At 68.1% G+C, this 10,350-nt stretch carries 13 protein-coding genes and 1 riboswitch; all 13 genes read right to left on the reverse strand.

All coding sequences use genetic code 11. From position 1 onward, the window contains the following. Positions 1 to 12: 12 nt before the first annotated feature. Entirely contained in the window at positions 13 to 252 is a 240-nt protein-coding gene (locus tag ACTRWB_RS33655; RefSeq protein ID WP_446904428.1) for a BolA family protein, read from the reverse strand. A gap of 53 nt (positions 253 to 305) precedes the next feature. Then, on the reverse strand, positions 306 to 1,061 hold the full coding sequence (locus ACTRWB_RS33660) for an ABC transporter permease (protein ID WP_048251411.1): 756 nt from the start codon (positions 1,059 to 1,061) through the stop codon (positions 306 to 308). Continuing rightward, positions 1,058 to 1,984: an ABC transporter ATP-binding protein gene (locus tag ACTRWB_RS33665; protein WP_034189820.1), complete on the reverse strand. Its 927-nt coding sequence runs from the start codon at positions 1,982 to 1,984 to the stop codon at positions 1,058 to 1,060. The genes ACTRWB_RS33660 and ACTRWB_RS33665 overlap by 4 nt, the downstream gene beginning before the upstream one ends. A 192-nt stretch (positions 1,985 to 2,176) precedes the next feature. Continuing rightward, on the reverse strand, positions 2,177 to 2,452 hold the full coding sequence (locus tag ACTRWB_RS33670) for an STAS domain-containing protein (protein ID WP_446904429.1): 276 nt from the start codon (positions 2,450 to 2,452) through the stop codon (positions 2,177 to 2,179). Continuing rightward, positions 2,449 to 3,078 carry an MlaC/ttg2D family ABC transporter substrate-binding protein gene (locus ACTRWB_RS33675; protein WP_343494102.1) on the reverse strand — a complete coding sequence of 210 codons (630 nt, stop codon included), beginning with the start codon at positions 3,076 to 3,078 and terminating at the stop codon, positions 2,449 to 2,451. Before ACTRWB_RS33675 ends, ACTRWB_RS33670 begins: the two co-directional genes overlap by 4 nt. Before the next feature lie 111 nt (positions 3,079 to 3,189). Next, a complete protein-coding gene (locus ACTRWB_RS33680) occupies positions 3,190 to 4,119 on the reverse strand; it encodes an MlaA family lipoprotein (RefSeq protein WP_343494168.1) in 930 nt (309 codons plus the stop codon). A gap of 30 nt (positions 4,120 to 4,149) precedes the next feature. Beyond that, a complete protein-coding gene (mlaD, locus tag ACTRWB_RS33685) occupies positions 4,150 to 4,701 on the reverse strand; it encodes an outer membrane lipid asymmetry maintenance protein MlaD (RefSeq protein WP_129513548.1) in 552 nt (183 codons plus the stop codon). A 24-nt stretch (positions 4,702 to 4,725) separates the two neighbouring features. After that, a complete protein-coding gene (mlaE, locus tag ACTRWB_RS33690; RefSeq protein ID WP_048251413.1) occupies positions 4,726 to 5,493 on the reverse strand; it encodes a lipid asymmetry maintenance ABC transporter permease subunit MlaE in 768 nt (255 codons plus the stop codon). After that, positions 5,490 to 6,311, reverse strand: a complete 822-nt coding sequence (locus ACTRWB_RS33695; protein WP_027783343.1) for an ABC transporter ATP-binding protein — start codon at positions 6,309 to 6,311, stop codon at positions 5,490 to 5,492. The genes mlaE and ACTRWB_RS33695 overlap by 4 nt, the downstream gene beginning before the upstream one ends. 84 nt (positions 6,312 to 6,395) lie before the next feature. Further along, positions 6,396 to 7,520 carry a thiamine phosphate synthase gene (thiE, locus tag ACTRWB_RS33700; protein WP_446904430.1) on the reverse strand — a complete coding sequence of 375 codons (1,125 nt, stop codon included), beginning with the start codon at positions 7,518 to 7,520 and terminating at the stop codon, positions 6,396 to 6,398. Further along, complete coding sequence (locus ACTRWB_RS33705) at positions 7,517 to 8,332, reverse strand: thiazole synthase (RefSeq protein WP_034183640.1); 816 nt, start codon at positions 8,330 to 8,332, stop codon at positions 7,517 to 7,519. The genes thiE and ACTRWB_RS33705 overlap by 4 nt, the downstream gene beginning before the upstream one ends. A gap of 38 nt (positions 8,333 to 8,370) precedes the next feature. Continuing rightward, the gene (thiS, locus tag ACTRWB_RS33710) at positions 8,371 to 8,568 is read right to left on the reverse strand and encodes a sulfur carrier protein ThiS (protein WP_027783340.1); all 198 of its coding nucleotides are present in this window, start codon (positions 8,566 to 8,568) and stop codon (positions 8,371 to 8,373) included. 32 nt (positions 8,569 to 8,600) lie between these two features. Continuing rightward, positions 8,601 to 9,737, reverse strand: a complete 1,137-nt coding sequence (locus ACTRWB_RS33715; protein ID WP_446904431.1) for an FAD-dependent oxidoreductase — start codon at positions 9,735 to 9,737, stop codon at positions 8,601 to 8,603. Positions 9,738 to 9,962: 225 nt separating this feature from the next. Next, positions 9,963 to 10,085, reverse strand: a riboswitch (TPP riboswitch). Between the last annotated feature and the right edge of the window lie 265 nt (positions 10,086 to 10,350).

Consider the following 10,350-nt stretch of genomic DNA (forward strand, 5'->3'; position numbering starts at 1 on the left):
CAGTTTTTCCGGTTATGCGTTCTGCCATTCGGCGGGCGTCAGCGTCTTCATGCTGAGCGCGTGAATTTCCTGCTTCATGCGATCGCCGAGCGCCGCGTAGACGAGCTGGTGCCGCTGGATCGGCCGCTTGCCTTCGAAGGCCGCCGACACGATCGTCGCGAAGAAATGCTGGCCGTCGCCTTCGACTTCCAGATGAGTGCAGGCGATACCGCCCGCGATGTATTGCTTGACCTGTTCGGGAGTCGGCAACATGGTGTAAGGCTCCTGTCGGCGCGCGCCGCCCGAGGCGGCCGCAGCCAGTGATATCAATGACGCAGTTTGTAGCCGGTCGCGAGCAGCCGCATCGCGATCATCGCGAGCAGCACGAAGAAACCGGCAACGATCGCCAGGCTCGCGAACGGGTTGATGTCGGACGCGCCGAAGAACCCGAAACGGAAGCCGTCGATCATGTAGAAAAACGGATTGAGACGCGAGATCTCGCGCCACACGGGCGGCAGCGAGTGCGTCGAATAAAACACGCCGGACAGGAACGTCAGCGGCATGATCAGGAAGTTCTGGAACGCGGCGAGCTGGTCGAACTTCTCGGCCCAGATCCCCGCGATCAAGCCGAGCGTGCCGAGGATCGCCGAGCCGAGCAGCGCGAACGCGATGATGAACAGCGGCGCCGCGAAATGCATCGGGATGAACCAGATCGTCACGACGAACACGCCCGCGCCGACCGCGAGCCCGCGCACGACGGACGCGAGCACGTACGCGCCGAAGATGTCGCGGTACGACAGCGGCGGCAGCAGCATGAACACGAGGTTGCCGGTGATCTTCGACTGGATCAGCGACGACGAACTGTTCGCGAACGCGTTCTGCAGCACGCTCATCATCACGAGGCCCGGCACGAGAAAGCTCACGTACTCGACGCCCGGATACACCTCGACGCGGCCCGACAGCGCGTGACCGAAGATCGTCAGATACAGCAGCGCCGTCACGATCGGTGCGCATACCGTCTGGAACGACACCTTCCAGAAACGCAGCAGTTCCTTGTAGAACAGCGTTTGAAAACCGCTCATGCCAATCCCTCGATCACCTCGGCCCCGTTCATCACCTGGACGAACACATCCTCGAGGTCGGCCTTGCGGACCTCGATCTCGTCGAACGTGCAGCCCGCCGCGCGGCACTGCGCGAGGATGCGTTCGACATCGTCGTAGCTCGTGAGGCGCAGCAGGTGCTCGCCCGGCGCGCGCGCGGCCGGGTCGGTCTCCAGCCCGCGCAGCTCGGCGGGCAGCGCACCTGTCGCCAGGCGCAGATAGAGCTGCAGCCCCGCGAAGCGGCGCAGCAGCGCGTCGGTGCGGTCGAGCGCGACCACTTCCCCGCGGCGCAGCATCGCGATGCGGTCGCACAGCGACTCGGCTTCCTCGAGGTAATGGGTGGTCAGCACGATCGTGTGGCCCTCGCGGTTCAGGCGCGAGATGAATTTCCACAGCGTCTGGCGCAGTTCGACGTCGACGCCGGCGGTCGGCTCGTCGAGCACGATCACGGGCGGCCGGTGCACGAGCGCCTGCGCGACGAGCACGCGGCGCTTCATCCCGCCCGACAGCGCGCGCATGTTCGCGTCGGCCTTCTCGGTCAGGTCGAGATTGGCCATCACTTCATCGATCCAGTCGTCGTTGCGACGCAGCCCGAAATAGCCGGACTGGATCCGCAGCGTCTCGCGGACGGTGAAGAACGGGTCGAAAACGAGTTCCTGCGGCACGACGCCGAGTGCGCGGCGCGCCCCACGGAAGTCCTTGACGACGTCGTGGCCGCGCACCGAGATACTGCCTTCGTCGGCCCGGGCAAGCCCGGCGAGGATGCTGATGAGCGTGGTCTTGCCTGCGCCGTTGGGGCCGAGCAGACCGAAAAACTCGCCTTCCTCGACCGACAGGCTGACGCCCTTGAGCGCCTGAAGCGATTTGTAGCGCTTCTTGACGTGACGGATTTCTATGGCTGACATGACTGTGCGCGACGCAATGGCCGCGACGCCTATTCTGTGCTTGCTGCGAAAGAAAATGGGGGCCGGACGCCGATTGGCTGCCCCGCAAAACGCTTGATTATAGGGCAAACCGGCTGGTGGAGCCGGCGCCGGAGACGCGCGGCGTGAAGCGTGCGCGCGCCGGCTGGCGCGGCAGGCTCCGGTCGGACAGGGTCAATGTCGCCCGGCGCCTTCGATGAGCGCGTCGACGCCGTAGGCGCGCGCGAGGCTGGCGAGCTTCGGGGGGAGATTGAGGATGTCGAGGGTCGCGCCGCGCGCTTTGGCGGCACGTTGCCATGCGAGCAGCACGGCGAGCGCGGACGAGTCGAACTGCGTCAGCGCCGCGCAATCGACGGCGGTCGCACCCGCGCCGATGCGCGCAAGACCGTCCGCGAGCGCGGACTTCGCGCTCGCGACGGTCAGCGAGGAGCCGGCTTCGAAACCGCTCACGACGCCTGCTTGCCGGCGGCAAGTTGCTGGTTGCGCTGCGTCAGGAACTGGATCAGGCCGTCCACGCCGCTTTGCTGGATCTTCTCGTTGAACTGCTGCTGGTACGTCTGGATCAGCCATGCGCCGAGCACGTTCAGGTCATACACCTTCCAGCCGTTCGCCGACTTGTACAGGCGGTAATCGATCTGGACCGGCTGGCCGTTGTTCAACGCAACCGTCTTGACCACGACATCGGTATCGGCCGGATCCGCGCGGAACGGCGGGTACTGGATCTGCTGGTCCGGCTTCAGCTGCGCGAGCGCACCCGAATACGTACGGATCAGCAGCAGCTTGAACTGCTCCTGAACCTGCTGCTGCTGCTCGGCCGTCGCCGTGCGCCAGTTGCGGCCCATCGCGAGCTGCGTGGTGCGGCGGAAATCGGTGTACGGCAGGATGTCCTTGTTGACGATCGTAATGATGCGGTTGGTGTCGCCCTGCTTGATCGTCTGCGCCTTGACTTCGTCGAGCACCTGCTGCGTCGCCGTCTTGATCAGCGACTGCGGGTTCGACTGGTCGACTTGCGCGTGAGCTGCGCTGCCGAACGAGAACAGCGCCGCGAATACGGGGATCAGGAACAGTTTTTTCATCATAGTGACCTGCATGATTGAGTCGATGCGAAGGTTGGAGCAGGTAGCTTACGCGCAAGTTCGCGCACGCTACCGACTGAATCGTTTCCGGCTGTAACGAATGTAAGTCCGTCAGTGCAGCCGGATGCTCGGGAAGCGGAACCCGCCCGGCGACGGCGGCGCCACCTGCATCGGCGGCACGCTCGTTTCGCTGGCCGGGTTCGGCGATTCGGCCGTGCCCGAAGCCGGCGCGGCCACCGCCGCGCCCGATGCACCAGCCGGCGCCGTCGCACCGGCTGCCGCCGGTGCCGCGCCATCGTCCGGCAGATCGTACTTCGGCAGCGCGTCGTTGCTCGCCGTCGAGCCGGCTTCGCCGCGCGCGTTGTCGATCAGCATCTGGCGGCGCTGCAGGTACGCGTTACGCACGAACGAATACTTGTCGAGCGCCGCGGCGTTCAGCACATCGCCCGCGCCGAGCAGGTTCGCGCGCGTGTTGATGAGGTTCACGCCGAACAGGCCGTAACCCACGCCGTCCGGCTTCACATAGGTCAGCGGATTGCCGACATAGTCGACGCCGAGGCCGGCCGTGTCGCGCAGCGTGCTCGGTCCGAGCAGCGGCAACACGAGATACGGGCCCGACGGCATGCCGTAGCGGCCCATCGTGATCCCGAAGTCGGCCGTGTGCTTCGGCAGCTTCGCGATCGTCGCCACATCGAACAGGCCACCGACGCCGAACACCGTGTTGATCACGACGCGCATCAGGTCGCCAACGCCGTCCGCGATCCGCAACTGCACGATGTTGTTCGCCGCGATGTAGACGTCGCCGATGTTCGAGAAGAAGTTCGTGACGCTGTCGCGCACCGGCTGCGGCACCACGTACTGGTAGCCCTGCGCGACCGGCTTCAGCGCGTACGTGTCGACCGTATCGTTGAACTTGTACATCGTCCGGTTGAAGCCTTCGAGCGGATCGCCCTTGGTCGGCGTCTGCACGGTCGCGCAGCCGCTCAACGCGGCGACTGCCGCCACCGCGAGCGCGGCGTGCCTGATGCGGATCGTCTGCATGGTCATTACCCTCTGTATTCTCTCGTGTGGTTATTGGGCTGCCGAACCGGACACAGCCGACGCAGGTACCGCCACCGGTGCCGGCGCGGCCGGCGCACCGGCTGCCGGCTTCGCGCCGCCCGCATCGGCGGCCTTGCTGTACAGGAACTGGCCGATCAGGTTCTCGAGCACGATCGCCGATTGCGTCATCGTGATCGTATCGCCCGCCTTCAGCATTTCGGTGTCGCCGCCCGGCTCGAGGCCGATATATTGTTCGCCGAGCAGGCCCGACGTCAGGATCTTCGCCGACGAATCCTTCGGGAACGGATACTGGCCGTCGATATCGATCGTCACCAGCGCCTGGTACGTGTTCGTGTCGAAGCCGATCGTCTTCACGCGGCCGACCACGACACCCGCGCTCTTCACGGCCGCGCGCGGCTTCAGCCCGCCGATATTGTCGAATTTCATCTTCACCGCGTAGGTCGGCTGAAACGACAGCGAGCTCATGTTGCCGACCTTCAGCGCCAGGAACAGCACCGCAAGGAAGCCCACCACCACGAACAGGCCGACCCAGAAGTCGAGAGCAGTCTTTTTCATCGTCATCCCAAAATATGGCTTGGCTGAGGCTTAGCTGAACATCAGCGCAGTCAGCAGGAAATCGAGGCCGAGTACGGCGAGCGACGCGAACACGACCGTCTTGGTGGTCGCACGCGATACGCCTTCCGGCGTGGGCTTCGCTTCATACCCTTGAAACAGCGCAATGAAGGTCACGGCGAACCCGAACACGATGCTCTTCAGCACGCCGTTGCCGACGTCGGCCCAGACCTGGACCCCGCCCTGCATCTGCGACCAGAACGCGCCCGGATCGACGCCGATCAGTATGACGCCGACGATGTAGCCGCCGAGCACACCGACCGCGCTGAAGATCGCGGCGAGCAGCGGCATCGTGATGATCCCTGCCCACATGCGCGGCGCGATCACCGTCTTGATCGGGTCCACGGCCATCATCTCGAGCGCGGTGAGCTGCTCGCCGGCCTTCATCAGGCCGATCTCGGCCGTGAGCGACGTGCCCGCGCGGCCCGCGAACAGCAGCGCGGTGACGACCGGCCCGAGCTCGCGCACGAGCGACAGCGCGACCAGCAGGCCGAGCGCCTGCTCGGAGCCGTAGCGGTTCAGCGTGTAATACCCCTGCAGGCCGAGCACGAAACCGACGAACAGCCCCGACACGGCAATGATCACGAACGAATAGTTGCCGAGGAAGTGGATCTGCTTCGTGACAAGCCGCGGCCGGCGCAGCAGCGGGAAGAATTCCAGCACGAGGCGCACGAACAGGCGCGTGCCGTAGCCCGCGCGCCCGAGGCCGCCGATGACGTAACGTCCGATCGCGCTGATCATGCGCGCCCTCCGCCGAGCCCGAAATCCGCTGCGAGCGGCGGGCTCGTGTAATGAAATTTGAAGGGGCCGTCCGGCGCGCCGTCGATGAACTGACGCACGCTCGGATCGGTCGACGCACGCAACTCGTCGGGCGTACCCTGCGCGAGCACGCCGCCGTTGGCCAGAAAATACACGTAGTCGGCAATCGCGAACGATTCGGGCACGTCGTGCGTGACGAGGATCGACGTCGCGCCGAGCGCCTGGTTCAGCGTGCGGATCAGGTTCGCGGTAATGCCGAGCGAAATCGGATCGAGGCCCGCGAACGGCTCGTCGTACATGATGAGCTGCGGATCGAGCGCGATCGCGCGCGCGAGCGCGATACGGCGCGCCATCCCGCCCGATACCTCGGACGGCATCAGGTCCCGCGCGCCGCGCAACCCGACCGCGTTGAGCTTCATCAGCACGAGGTCGCGGATCAGGTCTTCGGGCAGATCGGTGTGCTCGCGCAACGCGAACGCGACGTTCTCGAACACCGACATGTCGGTGAACAACGCGCCGAACTGGAACAGCATGCCCATCTTGCGGCGCAGCGCGTACAGGCCGTCGCGCGTTTGCGCGCCGACATCGGCGCCGTCGAACAGCACCTGGCCGCGGCGCGCGCGCACGAGGCCGCCGATCAGGCGCAGCACGGTCGTCTTGCCGCAACCCGACCCGCCCATGACCGCGACCACCTGCCCGCGCCCGAAGCGCAGGTTCAGGTTGGACAGGACGAGGCGGTCGCCGTAGCCGAAGTCGACGTCGCGAAGTTCCAGCAATGTCTCGGGAGGAGTGGGGCTCACGGAGCGGACAGTCCTTTTACGCAGAACGCCGAATTATAGGGCCTGCCTTGGAATGATGTCGTGACGCCGTTCCAGGCCCTGCGGTCAATGATTGTCAAATTGTCCGGCAAAACATTGCTGCAGCGCAATAAGCGCGGCTCGATAGTCGGCCGCGCCCGTGACCGCGCTGACCACCGCGACGCTGCCGACGCCCGTCGCCAGCACGGCCGGCAGCGCGTCGAGCCCCACCCCGCCGATCGCGACGAGTGGCGCCCGCGCCCCCGCGAAGCGCGCGTAGCGGGCAATCCGCGCGAGGCCCTGCGGCGGCGCGGCGACGGCCTTGGTCGCGGTCGCGTACACGGGGCCGAGCGCGAGATAGCTCGGGCGCTCGTGCAGCGCACGCAACATCTCGTAATAACCATGGCTCGAAAGTCCGAGCCGCAGGCCCGCGCGGGCGATCGCGGCCAGATCGGCCGTTTCGAGATCTTCCTGGCCCAGATGAACGCCGTACGCACCTTCATCTGCAGCGATCTGCCAGTGATCGTTGATGAACACGCGCGCATCGGGATAACGACGCCCGACCGCGACCGCGCGCGCGATTTCCCGGCGCAATGCGTCCGGCGCCGCGCCTTTCACGCGCAGTTGCACGGTCCGCACGCCGCAATCGAGCACGCGTTCGACCCAATCGGCATCCGGCACGACCGGATAAAGGCCGAGCTGCGCGGGGCACGGCGCGAACGCGGGCTCGGACGCGGCCGGCAGCCCGGCGACGCGCGGGAACCGCGCGGCGTCGACCGGCCAGGCGTCGGCGGCGCGGGTCTCGTCGCCGTCGCGCCACGCCAGCGCGAGCACCAGCGCGTCGACCGGTGCGAAGCCGCAATCGAGGAATGCGGCGAGCGCCGCGATCCAGTCGTCCGCCAGCGGATGCGCGGCTTCGAGCTCGTAGCGCACGCCCGCCGCGTGCAGCACCGCACCCTGCTCGTCGAATTCGATCGCAACCGCGTCCGGCGACGCGGGCCGCGAGACGGCCGAAGCACGCGTCTGCGCGATGCGGTCGCCGGCCGACACGATCAGCACGTCGCCGTCGGCCGGCGCGTCGGGCACTGCCACGCAGAGCCGCCACGGCGCCGCGTCGCGCGGCCAGTCGCCGAGCCGTGCGCGAATCCGTTCGGCCGCTTCGGCCAGCTCGTCGGCCGGCGGCCAGAAGGCATCGGCAAACCGCGCGCTCATGCGCCGCCCCCGTCCTGATGCCAGAACGGCATCCCGACGACCGGCGTACTTGCATGCGCGGTCTCGCGCGCGTCCATCGGCCCGGCGAGATACGCGGCACGGCCGGCCTCGACGCCCTGTGCGAAGGCGCGCGCCATGATCTCGGGGTGCGTGGCCTGCGACACGGCGGTGTTCAACAACACGCCGTCGAAGCCCCACTCCATCACCTGGCACGCGTGCGACGGCACGCCGAGCCCCGCGTCGACGATCAGCGGCACGTCGGGCAGCCGCTCACGCAGCACGCGCAAGCCGTACGGGTTCACGACGCCCTTGCCCGTGCCGATCGGCGCGCCCCACGGCATCAGCGCCTCGCAGCCGACGTCGAGCAGGCGCCGGCCGATCACGAGATCCTCGGTGCAGTACGGCAGCACCTTGAAACCGTCCTTGACCAGCTGCGCGGCGGCCTCGATCAGCCCGACCGGGTCGGGCTGCAGCGTGTAGTCGTCGCCGATCAGCTCGAGCTTGATCCAGTCGGTGCCGAACACCTCGCGCGCCATGTGCGCGGTCGTCACGGCTTCGGCGACGGTCTGGCAGCCGGCCGTGTTCGGCAGCAGCGGCACCGCGTGGCGCTTGAGCAGGTCGAAGAAGCCGGCTTCGGCGGTGCCGCCCGTCATCTGGCGGCGCAGCGCGACCGTCACCATCCCCGGCCGCGACGCGGCGATCGAATCGGACAGCGACTGCAGCGACGGATAGCGCGACGTGCCGAGCAGCACGCGGCTTGCGAATGTTTCGCCGTACAGCGTCAGCGCGTCGGCGGATGTGAGGGACGTCATGTCGTTTTCCTGGAAGAGCGGGGACGAACCGGCGGCGCTCAGCCGCCCGCGACGGGGTGCACGACGTCGAGCTTGTCGCCCGCCGCGAGCGCGCGCGCCGCATGCTGCGTGCGCGCGACGAAGTTGCCGTTCAGCGCGACCGCGTACGGCGGACGCGCGCCGTACGCGGCGAGCGCGTCGGCCACCGTCGCGCCGTCGGGCAGCGTCAGGGTCTGTTGGTTGATCTGGATATCCATGAGGCTTCGTCGGATTCGGTCGGCAGCGCGCGTCAGGCCGGCTGGCGCGCGTCGTTGCGGTGATGAAGGAGCGTCGGCCAGCGCGCGGCGTCGCGCCAGGCGGCGAACGCGTCGGCATCGCCGAACGCGCCGCCGAGCGCGGCTTCGGCGCACGCGACCGCCGCGTGCGCGACTTCCGGCGCGATCATGAAGCCGTGCCGGTACAGGCCGTTGACGGCGAGCGTCGACGCGCCGTCCCAGATCACCGCGGGGCGATGGTCGGGCAGCGTCGGCCGGCAGTGCGCATTGAGTTCGAGGATGCGCGCCTCGCCGAACGCCGGATGCACGGAGAATGCCGCGCTCAGCAGTTCGAGCGCGGAGCGCACGCTGACGGGCGACATGTCCTCGCCCTCCACCTCGGTCGCGCCGATCACATAGAGATCGTCCTGCTTCGGCGCGATGTACAGCGGATAGCGCGGATGCAGCAACCGCACGGGCCGCGTGAGCCCGATACCGGGCGCATGCACGCGCGCGACTTCGCCGCGGATGCCGCGCAGCGCGGGCAGCGCGGGTTTCGCGCCGAGCCCGCGGCAATCGATCGTGAAATGCGCGTCGGGCAGGTTCGCGTCGTCGATCGTGACGTGCCAGTGCAGGTCGACGCCGCGCTCGACGAGACCCGCGGCCAGCGCGCGCAGCGCCTGGCGATTGTCGAGCTGGCCTTCGCGCGGCAGCAGCAGCCCGCGCGCGAAGCGGCCCGCGAGCGCGGGCTCGGCCGCATCGACCTGCGCGCCGGCGAGCGTCACGAAGCCGCCGTCGAACAGGTCGGCCGGCGCGTTCGCGCGCACGCGCCGCTCGAACAGCGGCGCCTCCGCGCGGTCCGCCTGATGCCAGACGACGAGCGTGCCGTGATGCTGGAAGAAGACGGGTTCGGGCAGCTCCGCGAGCCACTGCGGCCAGCGCGCGAGCGACGCGGCGCCGAGCTCGGTGATCAGCAGCTCCGCGCTCGCCGCTTCCGCGAGCGGTGCGAGCATCGCGGCCGCGATCCACGCGGCCGACTGCTCGCCATCCGGGCCGCCGCGCTCGTAGAGCGCGACGCGAAACCCGTCGCCCGCGAGCCGCCATGCGATCAGGCGGCCGACGAGGCCGCCGCCGAGCACCGCGAAATCCGGCCGTGAATCGGGAACGTTCATCGCGCCCCCTCCGCGCGAGCGCGCACGACGAACGTCGACGCGCACGCGCCGTCCCGTGCGAACGCACGCGACATCGGGCCGGGAGCCATGCAAAAGACTGAAGATTGTGCGGTCATCATTCCTTCCGTAACGCGCAATGCGCGTACCCAAAAGGACGAAACCGGCAGCAAAGGCCGGCCGGGCGGGACTCGGGCGCTGACCATGTGGGATGGCGGCCAGCGCGGCCCGGCGGGATCAGAAACTTCCCTCGCCGGTATTACCCGGATCGGGTGCGAAGGGTCTTTCTCAGCCTCGCTGCGCCGCCTGGAACATCCGCCGGCCGCACACGAAGCACCCCTGTTTCGTCGTCGGCCATTAGACCATAAAAGCGGAAAGCGCCGCAAACTGTCCCCATGCGGCAAATTCGCCGTCGCGTCGCGCCGCTCTGGCACAATGCCCGCAGGCCGGCCGCGCGAGCGGCCGGTTGCCGCGTCACCGCCGGCCCTTAAGTGCCGTTTAAGACGCGCGGGCGACCATCCGTGCGCCCGCCGTCAGTCGGCGCCGCGCCCCGGCATGCCGTATCGCGGCGCGCGCCCGGCGTCGCCCGGCCCGCGCGCCGGCTACTCCTCAGGAA

The organism is Burkholderia sp. YIM B11467 (assembly GCF_052952715.1).

Excerpts from the sequence above, each read along its gene's own strand:
- thiS (WP_027783340.1), bottom strand. The coding sequence starts at position 8,568 with ATGGATATCCAGATCAACCAACAGACCCTGACGCTGCCCGACGGCGCG.
- ACTRWB_RS33680 (WP_343494168.1), bottom strand. The coding sequence starts at position 4,119 with ATGCAGACGATCCGCATCAGGCACGCCGCGCTCGCGGTGGCGGCAGTC.
- ACTRWB_RS33705 (WP_034183640.1), bottom strand. The coding sequence starts at position 8,332 with ATGACGTCCCTCACATCCGCCGACGCGCTGACGCTGTACGGCGAAACA.
- mlaE (WP_048251413.1), bottom strand. The coding sequence starts at position 5,493 with ATGATCAGCGCGATCGGACGTTACGTCATCGGCGGCCTCGGGCGCGCG.
- ACTRWB_RS33655 (WP_446904428.1), bottom strand. The coding sequence starts at position 252 with ATGTTGCCGACTCCCGAACAGGTCAAGCAATACATCGCGGGCGGTATC.
- ACTRWB_RS33660 (WP_048251411.1), bottom strand. The coding sequence starts at position 1,061 with ATGAGCGGTTTTCAAACGCTGTTCTACAAGGAACTGCTGCGTTTCTGG.
- ACTRWB_RS33665 (WP_034189820.1), bottom strand. The coding sequence starts at position 1,984 with ATGTCAGCCATAGAAATCCGTCACGTCAAGAAGCGCTACAAATCGCTT.
- ACTRWB_RS33675 (WP_343494102.1), bottom strand. The coding sequence starts at position 3,078 with ATGAAAAAACTGTTCCTGATCCCCGTATTCGCGGCGCTGTTCTCGTTC.
- mlaD (WP_129513548.1), bottom strand. The coding sequence starts at position 4,701 with ATGACGATGAAAAAGACTGCTCTCGACTTCTGGGTCGGCCTGTTCGTG.
- ACTRWB_RS33715 (WP_446904431.1), bottom strand. The coding sequence starts at position 9,737 with ATGAACGTTCCCGATTCACGGCCGGATTTCGCGGTGCTCGGCGGCGGC.
- thiE (WP_446904430.1), bottom strand. The coding sequence starts at position 7,520 with ATGAGCGCGCGGTTTGCCGATGCCTTCTGGCCGCCGGCCGACGAGCTG.